Consider the following 16984-nt stretch of genomic DNA (forward strand, 5'->3'; position numbering starts at 1 on the left):
CTGCCCTCAGCGGTCCTCGGGCAGGGCGAACACGACCACGGCGTCGCCGTGGGAACCGCCGATCAGCCCGGGCAGGAACCCGTCGGCCCAGCTGCCCCAGCCCGAGGGGACCGCGACGTACTGGCGGCCGTCGACGCTGTAGGTGGTGGGGCTGGAGTGGATGCCGCTGCCGGTCTGGAACTCCCAGAGCAGCTCCCCGGTGCGGGCGTCCCACGCGCCGACCTCGCCGGTGGGCCGGCCGGTGAACACGACGCCGCCGGCGGTGGCGAGGACCGAGGCGCACATGGGCACCTCGTTGTGCCAACGCCACACCTCGCGCCCGGAGGTGTCGAAGGCCATGAGGTACCCGGCCATGTCCTCGGTGTCGACCGCGACGCTGGCGCTCCAGTAGGGGACGCTCTCCTTGAAGTCCTGGCGTCGACGGGTGATCGTCGCGCCGACGTCCTGCACGGGGACGTAGAAGAGGCCGGTGTCGGGGCTGTAGGCGGCGTGCGTCCATTCCTTCCCGCCGCCGGGCCCGGGCCAGAAGTGCACCGGCTCGCCCTCGTCCGCGGGGTACACCTTCGGGGTGACCGTGCCGTCGGGGGAGATCTCGCCCCAGGTGATGCGGTCGACGAACGGCGTGACGCTGACCAGCGTGCCGTCGGTGCGGTCGAGGACGAAGAAGTACCCGTTCTTGTCGAAGTGCCCGAGCAGCCGGCGCCCGTCGGACTCGAACAGGATGTTCTCCATGTTCGAGTCGTAGTCCCACAGGTCGTGCGGCGTGTACTGGTAGTGCCAGCGGATGGCACCGGTGTCGGGCTCGACGGCGACGACGCTGTCGGTGTGGAGGTTGTCGCCCTCGCGGACCTCCCCGTCGAAGTCCGGAGAGGGGTTCCCGGTGCCCCAGTAGACGAGGTCGAGCTCGGGGTCGTAGGTGCCGGTGATCCAGCAGTTGCCGCCGCCGCGGGCCCACTCCTCGCCGTCGGGCCAGGTCTCGGAGCCGGGCTCGCCGGGGCGGGGCACCATGTAGGTCCGCCACCGCCGCTCACCGGTCTCCAGGTCGAACGCGTCGAGGTGGCCCCGGACGCCGAACTCCCCGCCCGAGCTGCCCACGATCACCATGTCCTTGACGACGAGCGGGGCGACCGTGGCGCTCTCGCCGGCGCGGACGTCGCCGTACGCGGTGTCCCACACGCACGCGCCGGTCGCGGCGTCGAGGGCCACGACGTGGGCGTTGAGCGTGACCACGTACACCTTCCCGTGGGCGACGGCGACGCCGCGGTTGACGTTGCCGCAGCACAGCGACAGGTCGGTCGGCACCTCGTGCTTGTAGCGCCAGAGCTGGTGCCCGTTGGTCGCGTCGAGGGCCCACACCCAGCCGTCCCACCCGGCCAGGAACATCACGCCGTCCACGACGATCGGGGCGGCCTCGAACGCGTAGGTGGACTCGCCGGCATGCGTCCCCGCGGAGCCCGACTGGAAGATCCACGCCGGCGCGAGCCGGTGGGCGTTGTCGGGGGTGATCTGGTCGAGGCGGCTGAACCGCTGGCCGTCGTAGGCGCCGTAGTAGGTCATCCAGTTCTGCGGCTCGGAGCGCGCGTCGCGCAGCCGCTCGGCGGCGATGTCACGGGTCACCGGCGGCGCGGAGCCCGTCATGCCGCTGAACTCGCCCTGGTTCGTCGCGGTGCCGGCGTCGACGTACTCGGTGGTCATGGGGTACCTCGCTGGTGGACGGCGTGGCTAGGGGCGCGGCTGGTCGGGACGGTCGAGCCGGGCGTGGTCGGGGACGTCGCCGAGGACGAGGATGACGCCGCGCAGGCCACTGCCCTGGTCGTTGCCGATCGCGGAGCTGAACCAGTACAGGCCCGGCCCGTCGAGGTTGATCCGCGCGGTGCCGCGCGAGTACGACGGCAGCGGGAGGAACTGGCGGTCACCGTTGCTGGGGAACAGCGCCGCGTGCGTCCCGGCGTCGTCGTTGACGACGTCGAGCTCCGCGTCGCCGCCGTGCGGGAGCACCAGGATCGATGGTTCCCAGATCATCTGGTCCGGCACGATCCGCACCCGCGCCCGCATCCACCCGTCGGCGTCCTCGGTGGCGTAGCCGACCGAGCCGGACGCGGTCAGCCGTCCGATCGCCGCCCGGTTCTTCCTGTCCAGGCCGAGTTCGTCCACGGCCTGGGACACGTCCTGGAGTCGAGTGGTCATCAGCGCTCCGAGGTTCGGGAGAAGTCGCCCTCGGACGGGGACACCGGCCGGGAACCGTCGGGCTCCTCGGACGCCGGAGTGGGTCGTCGCGGACGGTGTCGCCGTCGAGGCGGGGCCCAGCTGAGCGGTCAACCGTCACCCGACGGTGGCAGCGCACGGATCCGCCCGGCAACGGCGCGAGGTTGCGATCGGCTGACGGCCCTCGGGCGGCGAGGGCTCGCCGCGGCGTTCGGACGAACCGGGGCGGCCGTCCGTCCCTGGCTCCGGGGAGACGTGGCCTCGTCTCGTCCACAGGGTCACCGGCCGTCCCCAGGGCCGGGGCGAGCGGTACCGCCTCCGGGGAGGGCGTTCCTAGCGTCTCGACCGTGTTCCGCTCCACCGCGTCGACGGCGCCCGACGTGCCCGCCGACCGCTCGCGTCACCGGCTCCGCTCGCTCGGCGCGACGTCGGCCGGGGCACCACGGAGCGATCGCGCTCCGGCGCGATCGGTCGGGGGGACCCCGTGGGGCGGGCCCGGGGAGGTCGACCTTTCGCCGTCGGGCGCGGACGGATCGACGCGGGTCGGGTGGCCCGGCGCCCCGTCCGGCACGCCGGCGGCGCGCCTGCGCCTCCCGGGGACCGCCGGTGCTCGGTCTCCGGCCGGGGCTCGTGAGGCGCCGCCGGAGTCGGACGACCCGTGGTGGGACGACGGGGACGACGACCCGGACGACGTCGCGGCCCCGAGGCGCGGCAGCGCCTGGGACCCGTCGCCACGGGGCGACCGGGCGCGCCGGTGGGCGGAGCGGTGGCTCCCCGCGTCCTGGGCGGGGGCTCGCTGGAATCCGGGACGGACCGGCGCGCTCGCCCTCGCCGCCGTCGCCGCCGTCGCCGCGGTGGTCGCGGCCGTCGGCGTGTGGGCCGACCGCCCGGTGCCCGAGCCGGTGCCGTCGTTGCCGCTGGTCGCGGGCGCGCCCGCGCCGCCCGCGACCGCCGGCCCGCCCTCGGCGGCCCCCGTCGACGCGGGGCCGATCGTCGTGTCGGTGTCCGGCAAGGTGCACCGCCCGGGTCTCGTGCGCCTCGCCCCGGGCAGCCGCGTCGGCGACGCGGTCGACGCCGCCGGCGGGGCCACACCCGACGCGGACCTGACCGGGCTCAACCTCGCCGCCCGGATCGCCGACGGCGAGCAGGTGGTCGTCGGGGTGCCGACGCCCGCGGCGGCGGGCGCCGGCGCTGCGGGGTCAGGCGCCGCTCCGACGGGCGGGGGAGCGGGCGGCGCTCCCGCACCGGGTGGCCGTGTCGACCTGAACACCGCGACGCTCGAGCAGCTCGACCAGCTGCCCGGCGTCGGCCCGGTCACCGCCCAGCGGATCCTCGAGTGGCGCGCGCAGAACGGGCGCTTCACCGCCGTCGAGCAGCTGCAGGAGGTCAGCGGCATCGGCGAGGCCCGCCTGGCCAACCTGCGCGACCTGGTGACGGTGTGAGTCGCGGTGTGGCTCGCCCTCCGGGGACGGCGACCCCACCGTCGGAGGTGCCCGCCCCGCCCGACCTGCGCCTCGTGCCCGCCGCGCTGGCGTCGTGGGGCGTGGCCGTCGCGGCCCTCACCGCGGGCTGGGGCGCGGCGGCCGTCCTCGTCGCCCTCGCCGGGGTGGCGGTGGTCGTGGCCGCGCGGCGGGTCGACGCCCGGCGGCGGGCAGGCCTGCGCGCCGCGGTGGTCGCGGCCGGCGGGTGCGCGGCCGCCGTCGGTCTGGTCGCCGGGTTCGCCGCCCACGCCGTCGCGAGCCATCCCGTGCGCCCGGCCACCGGCACCGGGGCGTCGGCCCGGCTGGACCTCGTGGTCACGGCCGATCCGCGGCCGGTGCGCTCGTCGGTTCCCGGGGCCGGACGGGTCGTGGTCCGGGGTGAGCTCGTCGGAGGGCAGGTCGGCGGACACATCGGCGGTGCCCCGGCCTGGCGCGCGGGTGGGCGGGTCGTGCTGATGGCGCCCGCCGAGCACTGGGCGGGCCTGCTGCCCGGCCAGCGGGTGAGTGCGCGGGGGAAGCTCGCCCCGCCCGACCGCGCCGACCTCACCGTCGCGGTGCTGCAGGTCCGCGGGCCACCCGGGGCGGCCGGACCGGTGCCGTCGGCCCAGCGCGTCGCGGGCGAGCTGCGCGCCGGGCTGCGCGACGCCGCCCGCGCGGTGCTCGCCGAGGACCCGGCCGGTCTGCTCCCCGGCCTCGTCGTCGGGGACACCTCGGGCGTGGCCCCGGGCCTGGCCGACGACTTCCGCACGGCCGGGCTCACCCACCTCACCGCGGTCTCGGGCACCAACGTCGCGATCGTGTGCGGCGCGGTGGTGCTCGTGGCCCGGCTCGTCCGCGCGGGTCCGCGGACGGCGGCGGTGCTGGCGGGGCTCGCGCTGGTCGGGTTCGTGGTGCTCGCCCGTCCCTCGCCGAGCGTGCTGCGTGCGGCGGTGATGGGCGGGGTCACGGTGCTCGCCCTGGCGGTGGGGCGGCGGCGTTCGGTGGTGCCGGCGCTGTGCGCGGCGGTGGTCGTGCTGCTGCTGGTCGACCCGGGACTGGCCACCGACCCGGGGTTCGCGCTGTCGGTGCTCGCCACCGGCGCGCTGGTGCTGTTCGCGCCCGGGCTGGTCGCGCGGATGCGGGCGCGCGGGGTGCCGCCGGGCGTCGCGGAGGCCCTGGCCGTGCCGGTGGCCGCGCATGTGGTCACCGCGCCGGTGATCGCCGGTCTCTCGGGTGAGGTGAGCCTGGTCGCGGTGGTCGCGAACCTGCTCGCGGCGCCCGCCGTGGCCCCGGTGACCGTGCTCGGGGTGCTCACCGCGGCGGTGGCGCCGGTGTGGGCCGGTGGTGCCCACGTGCTGGTGTCGCTCGCCGGGCCCGGGGTGTCGTGGCTGGTGTGGGTGGCGCGGCGGTGCGCGGCGGTGCCGGGCGCGACGATCACCTGGCCAGGTGGGGTGCCGGGCGCGCTGCTGCTCGCCGGGGCCGTGGTGCTGGCGGCGGTCGTGCTGCGGTGGCGTCGCCTGCGCGCGGTGGTGGCCGCGGTCCTGGTCGGCGCGCTGCTGGTGCTGGTGCCGACGCGGGTCGCGCCGCCGGGGTGGCCGCCCGCGCGGTGGTCGGTGGTGGCGTGCGACGTCGGTCAGGGCGACGCGCTGGTGCTGGCGACCGGCGAGCCGGGGCGCGCGGTGCTCGTCGACGTCGGCCCGGAGGCCGGCGTGATCGACGCGTGCCTGGCCCGGCTGGGCGTGCGGTCGCTGGCGCTGGTGGTGCTCAGCCACCTGCACGCCGACCACGTGGGCGGGCTCGCCGGCGCGCTGGCGGGGCGGGCGGTCGGCGGGATCGCGCTCGGGCCGGCGCGGGAGCCGGCCGACACCCTCGGGCAGGTCGTGCGGCGCGCGGGGGCGGCGCGGGCGCCGCTGGTCGGGCTCGGGCGGGGCACGGTGCTGCGCTGGCCGGGGCTGGTGCTCGAGGTCCTCGGCCCCGTCCGGCCTGTGGCGCACGTGGACGGGGAGGACGGTTCCGCGGTGAACGACACCTCGGTGGTGCTGCGCGCCCACACCCCGGTCGGGCGGGTCCTGCTGCCCGGCGACGCCGAGCTGGCCTCGCAGTCCTCGCTGCTCGGGGTGGGCTCCGACCTGCACGCCGAGATCCTCAAGGTGCCCCACCACGGCTCGCGGTCGTCGCTGCCGGCCTTCCTCACCGCGGCGCGGTCGTCGCTCGCGCTGGTCAGCGTGGGCCGCGGCAACACCTACGGGCACCCGAACCCGCAGATCGTGGGCCTGCTCGCCCGCAGCGGGGCGCTCGTGCGCCGCACCGACGAGTCGGGCGACATCGCGGTCGTGGCCGGCACCGGTCACGGCGCCGGCCCGTCCGTGGTCGCCCGCGGCGACCCGCGCCCCGACCCGAGGCGACGGTGACCACCCGGAGCCGTGTCCTCGGGACACGGGCTCCGCGGGCTCTCACCGGAGGGACGGCGGAGCGTGTCCCCAGGGCACGCTCCACCCCGCCACTACAGCCCCAGGGCCTCGCGGACCGCCGACGACGTCGCCGGGATCGTCGCCTTCGGGCCCACCTGGTGCTCGATCGCGTCGAGGGTCTTGAGCCCGTCGCCGGTGATGAGCAGGACGGTGTCGGCGTCGGGGTCGAGATCGCCGGACTCGACCATCTTCCTCGCGTTGGCCACGGTCACCCCGCCGGCGGTCTCGGCGAAGACACCCTCGGTGCGGGCGAGCAGCCGGATGCCGTCGCGCACCTCCTCGTCGGTGACGTCGGTGACCACGCCGCCGCAGCGGCGTACGGCGTCGAGGACGTAGGGCCCGTCGGCGGGGTTGCCGATGGCCAGCGACCGGGCGATGGTGTCCGGCTTCTGCGGGCGGACCACGTCGGTGCCCTCGCGGAAGGCGGTCGAGACGGGCGAGCAGCCGGCGGCCTGGGCACCGAAGACCTTGTAGTCGGTGTCGTCGACCAGCCCCAGGCGCATGAGCTCGCCGTAGGCCTTGTCGACCTTCGTCAGCTGCGAGCCCGAGGCGATCGGGACGACCGTCTGGGTCGGGACGCGCCAGCCGAGCTGCTCGGCGACCTCGTAGCCCAGCGTCTTCGAGCCCTCGGCGTAGTACGGGCGGACGTTGACGTTGACGAACGCCCAGTCCTCCTGCTCGAAAGCGAGCTCGGTGGCCAGGCGGTTGACGTCGTCGTAGGTGCCCTCGCAGGCCAGGAGGTTCGTGTCGTACACCGCGGTCATGAGGATCTTCGCGCGCTCGAGCGAGGCCGGGATGAGCACGACCGAGTCCCAGCCGGCGCGCGCCGCGGCGGCTGCCGTGGCGTTGGCGAGGTTCCCCGTCGAGGGGCAGGCGAGCGTGGTGAAGCCGAGCTCGCGGGCCGCGGCGAGGGCGACGGCGACGACCCGGTCCTTGAAGGAGTGGGTGGGGTTGCCGGTGTCGTCCTTGACCCACAGGTTGCGGATGCCGAGTGCGGCGCCGAGACGGTCGGCGCGCAGCAGGCGGGTGCAGCCCGGATCGGTGTTGGGGTGCCGCTCGACGGTCGTCGGCACCGGCAGCAAGGACTTGTAGCGCCAGATGCTGCGGGGTCCGCGCTCGATGTCCTCGCGGGTCACGCGGCCGAAGTCGTAGGCCACCTCGAGGGGCCCGAAGCACTGCGGGCACGCGAACTCGGCGGCGAGGTCCATGCGGTGGCCGCAGGCCCGACAGGAGAGCGAGGACGCGGGCCCGAGGTCGTAGCCGGTACTCGTCGTCGGCTGGGCAGTCAGCGTCATGGCAGGAAGTCCTCCTCATCTTCCCCGCGGACGGGTCGGAATTGGCACCGTGATCGCCGCTGCACGCTGACGCCGGTTGCCGGGGTGTCGTCGGGCCGGTCCCTCTACCCCTCTGGATGAGCCGTATGTGGTTGTGTCGGCGTCCCGGGGGACGCTCGGGCAAAGACACTACGTCACTTCCGACGAGGGCGACCACCGGCCGTGTCTGGATCGAGACCCGGCTCACCCGCCGAGGGCGGTCCGGTCCGGGGCGTCGCACCTGCGTGACACCATCGATCCCGTGAGTCCCGCGAGCGCGTCGGAGGTGCCGGCGCCGGTGCACCTGGTGGTCGGCGACGAGGCGCTGCTCGTGGAGCGCGCGGTGGCCCGCGCGATCGCCGCGGCCCGCGAGGCCGACCCGGCGGTGGAGGTGGCGCACCTGCCGGTCGGCGAGGTCACCGCCGGCGTCCTGGGCGAGCTCGTGAGCCCGTCGCTGTTCGCCGAGTCGCGCGTCGTCGTGCTCGAGAACGCCCACGACGCGAGCGCCGAGGTCACCACGCTGCTGCTCGACTACGCCAAGGCGCCCAGCGAGGGCGTCACGCTCGTCGTCGTGCACCGCGGGCCACCGAAGAGCGGCGGGCGGCGTCCGGCCAAGAAGAGCGGTGGCAAGGGCGGCGGCAAGGGGGACGCGCTGCTCGAGGGGCTGCGGTCGGCGGGGGCCACCGAGTCACCGGCGACCGGCCTGTCGGACGACCAGCGGGCCGACTTCGTGCGCGCCGAGGTGCGCCAGGCCGGCGGGCGGATCACCGGCGACGCGCTGGGTCTGCTGATGGACGCCGTGGGCTCCGACCTGCGCGAGCTCGCGGCGGCGGCCTCGCAGCTGGCGTCGGACTCGGGCGGACAGGTGGACGCCGACGCGGTGCGCCGCTTCCATCGAGGGCGCGCCGAGGTGACGGGGTTCGCGGTGGCCGAGCGGGCGATCACCGGTGACCGCGCCGGCGCGCTGGAGGCGCTGCGCTGGGCGTTGGAGACCGGCGTCGCGCACGTGCTGGTCGCCGACGCCCTCGCCGACGCGGTCCGCACCGTCGCCCGCGTCAGCGCCGCCGGCCGTGGCGACCCCTACGCGATGGCGTCGGCGCTGAAGATGCCGCCGTGGAAGGTCCGCAAGGCGCAGGGCCAGGCCCGCGGCTGGGGCGCCGACGGGCTGACCCGGGCGATGGGCGTCGTCGCCGACCTCAACGCCGACGTCAAGGGCGCCGCCGCCGACCCGTCGTACGCGCTCGAGCACGCGGTGCAGGAGGTCGTCGCGGCGCGGGGCACCTCGCGCCGCTGACCCGTCCCCCTTGGAGCGAGGGACACCGTGACTGCGCCCCCCGCAGCCAGGGCGTCCCTCGCTGCGGCACCCGGGGCCGGCGCGCCCGGTGCCCACGCGCGAGAACGGCCCGTCCCCGCGGGCGCGGGAACGGGCCGTCGAAGCTGCTGGGCCGATCAGGCCGGGGTCTTGCCCGCCTTGGCGTCGACCGTGAAGCGCTCGGCGCGGTGGGCCATGCGCGACTTCTTGTTCGCGGCCTGGTTCTTGTGGATGACGCCCTTGCTGACGGCCTTGTCGAGCAGGCGGGCGGCCTCGCGCTGACGCGTGGTGGCCTGCTCGCCGTCCCCGGCCTCGACGGCCTCGCGGTAGCGGCGGATGGCGGTCTTGATGCGCGACTTCACCGCCTTGTTGCGGCGGCGCGCCTCCTCGTTCTTGCGGATGCGCTTGACCTGCTGCTTGATGTTCGCCACGGCGTGTCCGGAACCTTCGTCTGTCGGGGGTCGATGCACTGGAGAGCGCGCGGGGGCGCTCGACCGCACCACGCAGTAGCAGCCAGGTTACCAAGCACCGCCGATCGCCTCGGCGGCCGGTCCCGGGCCCGCGGCATGGGACGATGGTGGGGAGCCCGGCCGAGCGAGACGTGAGGAATCCGTTGACCCAGACCACCCAGCAGTCCGCGAGCACCCCTGGACGGCCGGGCACGGCGGGCTACGCCGACGAGACGTTCACGCCGCCCGAGCGCATCCGCAACTTCTGCATCATCGCGCACATCGACCACGGCAAGTCGACGCTGGCCGACCGCATGCTGCAGCTGACCGGCGTGCTGGGGGAGCGGGCCTACCGCGCGCAGTACCTCGACCGCATGGACATCGAGCGCGAGCGGGGCATCACCATCAAGGCGCAGAACGTGCGCCTGCCCTGGTACGCCGCCGGTCCCGACGGCGAGATGCGCGACCACGTCCTGCACCTCATCGACACCCCCGGCCACGTCGACTTCACGTACGAGGTCAGCCGCTCGCTGGCCGCGTGCGAGGGCGCGATCCTGCTGGTCGACGCCGCACAGGGCATCGAGGCGCAGACCCTGGCCAACCTCTACCTGGCCATGGAGCACGACCTCGAGATCATCCCGGTGCTCAACAAGATCGATCTCCCCGCCGCCGAGCCCGAGCGCTACGCCGAGGAGATCGCCCACCTCATCGGCTGCGAGCCCGACGAGGTCCTGCGCATCAGCGCCAAGACGGGCGAGGGCGTGCCCGCCGTCCTCGACGAGGTCGTGCGCCGCGTGCCCGCCCCGGTCGGCGACGCCGACGCCCCGGCCCGCGCGATGATCTTCGACTCGGTCTACGACACCTACCGCGGCGTCGTCACCTACATCCGCGTCGTCGACGGCAAGATCACCCCGCGCGAGCGCATCCGGATGATGTCGACGAACGCGGTGCACGAGCTGCTCGAGGTCGGGATCATCTCGCCGGACCAGAAGCCCTGCCAGGGCCTGGGCGTCGGCGAGGTCGGCTACCTCATGACCGGCGTCAAGGACGTCCGCCAGTCCCGCGTCGGCGACACCGTGACCTGGGAGCGCAAGGGCGCCATTGAGCCCCTCGGCGGATACCAGGACCCGCAGCCGATGGTCTTCTCCGGGCTCTATCCGATCGACGGGTCCGACTACCCGATCCTGCGCGACGCGCTGGACCGCCTGCGGCTCAACGACGCCGCGCTGTCCTACGAGCCGGAGACCTCGGCGGCGCTGGGGTTCGGGTTCCGCTGCGGGTTCCTCGGCCTGCTGCACCTGGAGATCACCCGCGACCGGCTCGAGCGGGAGTACGGCCTCGACCTCATCTCCACCGCGCCCAACACCGTCTATCGCGTCGAGCTGGACGACGGGGGAGAGGTCGAGGTCACCAACCCCGCGGAGTGGCCCGAGGGCAAGGTGTCGACGATCTACGAGCCGATCACCAAGGTCTCGGTGCTCGCCCCGTCGGACTTCGTCGGCGCGATCATGGAGCTGTGCCAGTCGCGGCGCGGGTCGCTCCAGGGCATGGACTATCTGTCCGACAGCCGGGTCGAGCTGCGCTACACGATGCCGCTCGCCGAGATCATCTTCGACTTCTTCGACGTGCTGAAGTCACGCACCCGCGGCTACGCGTCGCTGAACTACGAGCCCGCGGGCGAGCAGGCCGCCGACCTGGTCAAGGTCGACATCCTGCTGCAGGGCGAGCCGGTCGACGCGTTCTCGGCGATCGTGCACAAGGACGCCGCGTACGCGTACGGCAACAGCATGGCCGGCAAGCTGCGCGAGCTCATCCCGCGCCAGCAGTTCGAGGTGCCGATCCAGGCCGCGATCGGCTCGCGGATCATCGCTCGCGAGACCATCCGCGCGATCCGCAAGGACGTGCTCTCCAAGTGCTACGGCGGGGACATCACCCGCAAGCGCAAGCTGCTGGAGAAGCAGAAGGAGGGCAAGAAGCGGATGAAGACCATCGGGCGGGTCGACGTCCCGCAGGAGGCCTTCGTCGCGGCGCTCTCGACCGACCAGAACGCGGTGGAGAAGAGCAAGAGCAAGAAGTAACCGAGCGGTCGGTGGCCGCGCTCGGTCAGCGCGGTCGGGGGGGAGCGGCCGGGGTGGGTGGCGCGAGGCCGCGGGCGAACGCGACAGCGGCCGCCGCGGTCCGGGACGTCACCCCGAGCTTGGTGTAGACGTTGGCCAGGTGTCGGGCGACCGTCTTCTCGCTGATCACCAGCGCAGTGCCGATGGTCCGGTTGCTCGCGCCCGCAGCCAGGTGACGGAGGACCTCGACCTCCCGTGCGGTGAGACCGCCGGGGGCCGCGCCCACGGAATCGGCGAGGGTACGGAGATCGGGGCGGGCCCCGAGCGCGGTGAAGGTCGCGACGGCCTCGTCCCGTTCCCACTGCGCCGTGTCGTCGTCCCCGAGCTCGCGGTGGGCCGCGGCGAGGAGCACGCGGACCCTCGCCGCCTCGTACGGCGCCCCCAGCTCCCGCCAGGCGCGACACGCGTCCCGCAGCGCGGACAGCGCTTCGTGCGCCTGCCCTCCTGCCAGCCGGACCGCGCCGGCCGCCTGCCGGGCGGCGGCCGCGAGGGCGGGGCCGGCGAACGTCGTCGCCGTCTCGGTGAGCTCGTCGCTCGCCTTGCGGGCGGTCGGCATGTCGGCGGCGGCGATCGCGATCTCCACCTGTGCGGCGCAGAGCGGCGCGCGGCGCAGCGGGTGCCCGGGCTCGGCGACGAGGGCGGTGCGGACGGCGGCGGCAGCAGCCTCCGTACGGCCCTGCGCGAGCCGCAACAGTGCGAGCCCGGGCTGGGGGTCGCGTCCGCGACGGTGCGCGGCCCGGTAGGCCTGCTCGGCGGTGGTGCCCTCGCCGCGCAGCCGGTGGACCTCGCCGAGCAGGTAGTGGCCCTCGGCGGCCGCCGCGGTGTGGATGTCCGCGAGGTCGCGGCAGACCGCCTCGGCGTCGCGCTCGGCGTGGCCCCAGTCCCCGGCGACGAGGTGGAGCTGGGCGCGGTGGACCCGACAGATGCCCCGGAACAGCACCGCCTCTCCCACGGTGGCGAGCCACTGCTCGGTGGCCGCAGTCCACCGCCGCGCTCTGCGGATGTCCCCGAGCTCGACACAGGCGGCCATGGTGTTGCAGTAGAGGTCGCCCGCCCATTCCGGGTGCAGCTCGCCGGTGGCGACGGCGAGCATCGCCTGGTCGAGCAGCGCCATACCCTCGGGGACGCGGCCGAGCCGCAGCAGGGCCCGGCCCTCCCCGAGCTGCCCGCACGCCACGAGCGTCGCCTCACCGAGCCGCCGGCCCAGTGCGCGGACCTCTCGGGCGGCCGCGGCCGCCACCTCCAGATCCGGTCCGTCGAGGCCGGCCTCCACCTCGGTCAGGTGGCGCAGGTAACCCTGCTCCGGACACTCGGGCTGGTCGGCCAGCAGCCCGCCGGCGCGCCCGAGCCAGGCCAGGCCCCGTTCCTCCTCGCCGCGCAGCAGGTGGTTGACCGCGACGCCGATCGCCACCCACGCTGCGCGCCGGGGATCGCCGTCCGCGACGAGTTCCCGGTAGGCGTCGGTGCCGACCGCGATCGACTCGTCGGCGCGACCCAGCCACCACGCGGCGTCGTGCAGCAGGGCGAGATCGACTCCGGGGAGGTCGCGGCCCGCCGCGGCGGCACCGAGCCCCTCGCGGGCGTTCGCCCACCGCCGGTCGGCGTAGGCCGCGCGCGCCGCGACGAGGACGTCGTCGAGGTCGTCCATGGCCCAGCCCCTGCCCTACGTGCGGAAGAAGGCGGACCAGCGTACTGCGGCGCCGCGAGGCGGTGGGAGGCCTCGAGGACCTCAGAAGTAGGGCGCGAGCCCGAGGGCGGCGCCGCAGTGGCAGCGTGGCGCCTCGTTCCCGGGCCGGATCGCGTGCCGGTCGCCGCAGTCGGGACAGCGGACGTGCTGGGGGTTGAGCCGGTGCGGGACCCAGAGGCTGGTGAAGCCGCGACGTCCGAGCGTGCCGTGCAGGAACCGGCGCCGGGCCTCGGCGTGCGGCCGGTTTCCGGCGACGGCGCGTTCGGCGGCTCCCGGCGAGGTCCAGGCGGTGAAGGTGTGGCCCCGGCCCGCGGCGTTCGTGCCGACGAACCCGATGAAGCCGGGCTCGGCGGCCATCGCCTCGACGACCTCCGCGCCGCGCTGCTCGACCTCGCCCTCCTCGGCGGAGTCCTCCGTCTCGATCCACGTCATCGCCAGGGCACCGGGCACGGCCGGCACGCCGAGGCCGGTGCGCACCGACGTCCCGAAGTGCATCGGCGGCTCGTCCGCCGGCACGACCAGCACCCGGAGGCCGACCCGCCCGGCGAGGACGCCCAGCCGGGCGGTCACCTCGGCGACCTCCGCCGGGGCGCTCACGGCTGCGCGCCCTTGCGTGCGACGTAGAGGGAGTCGAGCGGATCGTCGGGCACGTCGTGCACCGCCAGGTCGACGAATCCCGCGTCGGCGAGCATCTGCCGGGCGACGCGCTCTCCCCACACCGTGCCCAGCCCCGCTCCACCCCGTGCGAGCGAGACCGTCGTGCAGTGGAGCGTGCTCACGCCGTAGAGCCACGGGGCGAAGGGGTTGCCGAGGTTGTCCTCGAGGTCGCTGGCGGCCTTCACGTCCATCATGAGGAACGTGCCGCCGGGCACGAGCGCCGCATGAGCGCGTGCCAGGACCCCTGCCGGATCGGCCTGGTCGTGGATCGCGTCGAACGCGCAGACGGCGTCGAACGGCGGGTCGGCGGGCAGCGCCGCGACGTCGAGCACCTCGAAGGTCGCGTTGATCAGAGCGATCTCGGCGGCCTCGGCCTGCGCGGCGTCGATCGCGTCCGCCGCCAGGTCGTAACCGACGAACCGCGACCGGGGGAACGCCCGCGCCATGACGTTCACGGCGTGGCCGGTGCCGCAGCCGAGGTCGGCCACCCGGATCCCCGCGGCCAGCCGGTCGACCAGGTCGCCGGCCAGGGGCAGGATGCCGTCGATCAGCTGGGAGTCCACGAGCCCGCGCGAGACGGCGTCCATCATGTCGGTGAACTCGGGTCGGAACGCCTCGTACGGCACCCCGCCGCCCTCCCGGAACGCCCGCGCCACGCCGGGGACATGACCGGCCAGCAGGGTACCCACCCGAGCCATCGGAGCGAGGTTGCGCGACGTGGCACCGGTGAGGCAGACCGCGTGCTCGGCGGGGAGGAGGTACTGCCGCCGTCCAGGATCGAAGGACACGAGCCCGGCGGTCACCAGGGCACCGAGGCACTCGCGCACGTAGCGCTCCTGCAGGCCCGCGCGAGCGGCGAGCTCCGTGCTCGTGCCCGGAGCGGCGGCGAGCGCCGGGAGGAGGCCGGTCCGGTCGGCCAGATCGATCATCAGGACGACGAGGGCGTCGGTGTACATGCCGAGCAGCCGCTCGGTGAAGCGCTGCGTCCTCGCCTCGTCCAGGCCGGGGGTGGTCACGGCGGTGCTCGTCACGGCTGCCTCCTCGATCCATCCGCACGACGACGGTACGGCCGCCGGCGGGCCCGCCACATCGGTCGGATCGTGCATCCGCGACCAGCGCGACCTGGGCCGTTCCACCCACTCCGACGGTCCGCGCGGGGCGGGTGGGACGGGCACGGGCACGCGGCGGGAATGACCACTCGCGTAGACTGGTTGTCAACGCCGAGCTGTCGGCCTGGGAAGGACCCCGCGTGTCACCGGGTCCGCGGACAGCTCACGTCGTCCGCCGATCCCTCCGCGAAAGAGCTACGTGTCCAACGCTGCTGTCCTGTCCGACTCGAGCCTGTCCGATCCTGACGTCGAGCTCGTCGACGTGATCACCCCCACGACCGACGAGACCCCCGCCGAGGAGACCCCCGCCGACGAGACCGTCGGCGAGCAGGGCCCCGAGGCGACCATCACCGACCAGCCGGTCGCCGACCCCGAGCCCGAGCCGGCCTCCGCCTTCGCCGCCCTCGGCCTGGCCGAGCGCCTCCTGCCGACCCTGGCCGAGTCCGGGTTCGACACCCCCACCCCGATCCAGACCGAGACCATCCCGCTGCTGCTCGCCGGCCGCGACGTGCTCGGCCTGGCCCAGACCGGCACCGGCAAGACCGCCGCCTTCGGGCTGCCGATCCTGTCGGCGATCGACCCGGCGCAGAAGGCCGTCCAGGCGCTGGTCCTCACCCCGACCCGCGAGCTCGCGATCCAGGTCGCGGACGCGGTCGAGCGCCTCGGCGCCGGCGTCCCCGGCCTGCAGGTCGTCCAGCTCTACGGCGGCGCGCCCTACGGCCCGCAGCTCGCGGGGCTGCGCCGCGGCGGTCAGATCGTCGTCGGCACGCCCGGCCGCGTCGCCGACCACCTCGAGAAGGGCACGCTCGACCTGTCGCACGTCGCGCACTTCGTGCTCGACGAGGCCGACGAGATGCTGCAGATGGGCTTCCTCGAGGAGGTCGAGGCGCTCTTCGAGCAGCTGCCCGACGACCGCCAGGTGGCCCTGTTCTCGGCCACCATGCCCGCGGCCATCCGCGAGGTCTCGCGCCGGCACCTCAACGCCCCGGCCGAGGTGTCGATCAAGTCGAAGACGCAGACCGGCGTCAACACCCGCCAGCGCTACGTCGTCGTGCCCGAGCGGCTCAAGGCCGACGCGCTGTCGCGCATCCTGCAGGTCGAGGACTTCGACGCCTGCCTGGTGTTCGTGCGCACCCGCCAGAACACCACCGACGTCACCGACGCCCTCAACCGACGCGGCTTCGCGGCCGTGGCGATCTCGGGCGACCTGAGCCAGCCGCAGCGCGAGAAGACGATCGCGGACCTGCGCGCCGGGAAGATCGACGTGCTGGTGGCCACCGACGTCGCGGCCCGCGGTCTCGACGTCGAGCGCATCTCGCTGGTGGTCAACCACGACCTGCCGACCGACCCCGAGTCCTACGTGCACCGCATCGGGCGCACGGGCCGGGCCGGGCGCAGCGGCGACGCGATCTCGTTCGTCACCCGCGGTCAGATCCGCACGATGCGGATGATCGAGTCGGTCACGAAGCAGAAGGCCGAGGAGATGTCGGTGCCGGGCACCGACGAGGTCAACGACCGCCGTCGCCGGCGCTTCAGCGACCGGATCACCACGACGATGGCCGACGGCATCCCCGGCGGCGACGACGTCGACGTGTTCCGTTCGCTGGTGCGCGGCTACGTCGAGGAGACCGACGCCGACCCGCTCGAGGTCGCAGCCGCGCTGGCCACGATGGTCCAGGACGGCAAGCCGCTGCTGGTCGAGGAGCTGCCGGCGCCGCCGCCGCGGGCCGAGCGGGGCGACCGCAAGGGCAAGCCCGACCGCGGGCAGGGGCGTGCGCCGTCGTGGACGGTCGGGTCGGGCACCGACACCTACCGCATCGAGGTCGGCCACAACCAGCGCGTGCGCCCGGGCGCCATCGTCGGCGCCATCGCCAACGAGGCGGGGCTCGACTCGGCGCACATCGGGCACATCGACATCCGCACCGACCACACGCTGGTCGAGCTGCCCGCCGACGTGCCGGGCCACGTGGTCAAGCGCCTGCAGCGCGCCCGCGTCGCGGGCCGGCCGATGGGCCTGCGCCGCGCGTCCGGCGCCGAGGTCGCCTCGGCCCCGCCCCGCGGCCCCAAGCGGCGCCGCTAGTGTCGCGCGTCTGAAGTTCGTTGACGCGTGGCGTGGGGCAGGATCTCTTCGGCGGTCTTGGTCCACGTGAAGGGGTGGCAGCGGTCGTTCCAGCCGTCGATGAAGGTGCGGATCTTCTCGATGA

The 16984-nt window shown here is 74.7% G+C and carries 12 protein-coding genes, 1 pseudogene and 1 riboswitch; of the genes and pseudogenes, 5 read left to right on the forward strand and 8 right to left on the reverse strand.

Annotated elements, in window-relative coordinates; genetic code table 11:
- Nucleotides 1-6: 6 nt before the first annotated feature.
- Together C8D89_RS23295 and C8D89_RS23300 are read right to left on the reverse strand one after the other, a co-directional pair.
- Complete coding sequence (locus C8D89_RS23295; protein WP_116710525.1) at nucleotides 7-1695, reverse strand: PQQ-dependent dehydrogenase, methanol/ethanol family; 1689 nt, start codon at nucleotides 1693-1695, stop codon at nucleotides 7-9.
- A gap of 27 nt (nucleotides 1696-1722) precedes the next feature.
- Complete coding sequence (locus C8D89_RS23300) at nucleotides 1723-2187, reverse strand: MSMEG_3727 family PQQ-associated protein (RefSeq protein ID WP_116710526.1); 465 nt, start codon at nucleotides 2185-2187, stop codon at nucleotides 1723-1725.
- Between the two features lie 365 nt (nucleotides 2188-2552).
- Here C8D89_RS23300 and C8D89_RS23305 point away from each other — a divergent pair, with 365 nt between their 5' ends.
- Nucleotides 2553-3647 carry a ComEA family DNA-binding protein gene (locus tag C8D89_RS23305; protein WP_243418324.1) on the forward strand — a complete coding sequence of 365 codons (1095 nt, stop codon included), beginning with the start codon at nucleotides 2553-2555 and terminating at the stop codon, nucleotides 3645-3647.
- A 47-nt stretch (nucleotides 3648-3694) separates the two neighbouring features.
- Nucleotides 3695-6076 carry a ComEC/Rec2 family competence protein gene (locus tag C8D89_RS23310; protein WP_116710527.1) on the forward strand — a complete coding sequence of 794 codons (2382 nt, stop codon included), beginning with the start codon at nucleotides 3695-3697 and terminating at the stop codon, nucleotides 6074-6076.
- Between the two features lie 92 nt (nucleotides 6077-6168).
- Here the strand turns inward: C8D89_RS23310 and thrC are convergent, their stop codons facing one another.
- A complete protein-coding gene (thrC, locus tag C8D89_RS23315; protein ID WP_116710528.1) occupies nucleotides 6169-7431 on the reverse strand; it encodes a threonine synthase in 1263 nt (420 codons plus the stop codon).
- Nucleotides 7432-7443: 12 nt separating this feature from the next.
- Nucleotides 7444-7554, reverse strand: a riboswitch (SAM riboswitch).
- Nucleotides 7555-7711: 157 nt separating this feature from the next.
- Between thrC and holA the strand changes: the two genes are divergently transcribed.
- On the forward strand, nucleotides 7712-8743 hold the full coding sequence (gene holA, locus C8D89_RS23320) for a DNA polymerase III subunit delta (protein ID WP_165825895.1): 1032 nt from the start codon (nucleotides 7712-7714) through the stop codon (nucleotides 8741-8743).
- Between the two features lie 155 nt (nucleotides 8744-8898).
- Here holA and rpsT read toward each other — a convergent pair whose 3' ends face one another.
- Entirely contained in the window at nucleotides 8899-9192 is a 294-nt protein-coding gene (gene rpsT / locus C8D89_RS23325; RefSeq protein WP_116710529.1) for a 30S ribosomal protein S20, read from the reverse strand.
- Between the two features lie 182 nt (nucleotides 9193-9374).
- Between rpsT and lepA the strand changes: the two genes are divergently transcribed.
- The gene (gene lepA, locus C8D89_RS23330; RefSeq protein WP_116710530.1) at nucleotides 9375-11288 is read left to right on the forward strand and encodes a translation elongation factor 4; all 1914 of its coding nucleotides are present in this window, start codon (nucleotides 9375-9377) and stop codon (nucleotides 11286-11288) included.
- Between the two features lie 25 nt (nucleotides 11289-11313).
- On the opposite strand, the gene C8D89_RS23335 is transcribed toward lepA, so the two are convergent.
- The 3 genes from C8D89_RS23335 to C8D89_RS23345 form a co-directional block, all read right to left on the reverse strand.
- Complete coding sequence (locus C8D89_RS23335) at nucleotides 11314-12975, reverse strand: helix-turn-helix domain-containing protein (RefSeq protein ID WP_116710531.1); 1662 nt, start codon at nucleotides 12973-12975, stop codon at nucleotides 11314-11316.
- A gap of 81 nt (nucleotides 12976-13056) precedes the next feature.
- Nucleotides 13057-13611: a hypothetical protein gene (locus C8D89_RS23340; RefSeq protein WP_116710532.1), complete on the reverse strand. Its 555-nt coding sequence runs from the start codon at nucleotides 13609-13611 to the stop codon at nucleotides 13057-13059.
- Nucleotides 13608-14702, reverse strand: a complete 1095-nt coding sequence (locus tag C8D89_RS23345) for a class I SAM-dependent methyltransferase (protein WP_243418325.1) — start codon at nucleotides 14700-14702, stop codon at nucleotides 13608-13610. The genes C8D89_RS23340 and C8D89_RS23345 overlap by 4 nt, the downstream gene beginning before the upstream one ends.
- A gap of 277 nt (nucleotides 14703-14979) precedes the next feature.
- On the opposite strand from C8D89_RS23345, the gene C8D89_RS23350 reads away from it, so the two are divergent.
- Nucleotides 14980-16860 carry a DEAD/DEAH box helicase gene (locus tag C8D89_RS23350; RefSeq protein WP_243418326.1) on the forward strand — a complete coding sequence of 627 codons (1881 nt, stop codon included), beginning with the start codon at nucleotides 14980-14982 and terminating at the stop codon, nucleotides 16858-16860.
- Here the strand turns inward: C8D89_RS23350 and C8D89_RS23355 are convergent.
- Nucleotides 16857-16984: pseudogene (locus tag C8D89_RS23355) on the reverse strand (IS630 family transposase); the annotation flags it as partial. The gene C8D89_RS23350 and the pseudogene C8D89_RS23355 overlap by 4 nt on opposite strands.

This window comes from Actinomycetospora cinnamomea (assembly GCF_003096675.1).
Classification (GTDB): domain Bacteria; phylum Actinomycetota; class Actinomycetes; order Mycobacteriales; family Pseudonocardiaceae; genus Actinomycetospora; species Actinomycetospora cinnamomea.

Bases quoted from the DNA above. Each gene is read 5' to 3' on its own strand.
- C8D89_RS23295 (WP_116710525.1), bottom strand. From the start codon at position 1,695: ATGACCACCGAGTACGTCGACGCCGGCACCGCGACGAACCAGGGCGAG.
- C8D89_RS23300 (WP_116710526.1), bottom strand. From the start codon at position 2,187: ATGACCACTCGACTCCAGGACGTGTCCCAGGCCGTGGACGAACTCGGC.
- thrC (WP_116710528.1), bottom strand. From the start codon at position 7,431: ATGACGCTGACTGCCCAGCCGACGACGAGTACCGGCTACGACCTCGGG.
- C8D89_RS23335 (WP_116710531.1), bottom strand. From the start codon at position 12,975: ATGGACGACCTCGACGACGTCCTCGTCGCGGCGCGCGCGGCCTACGCC.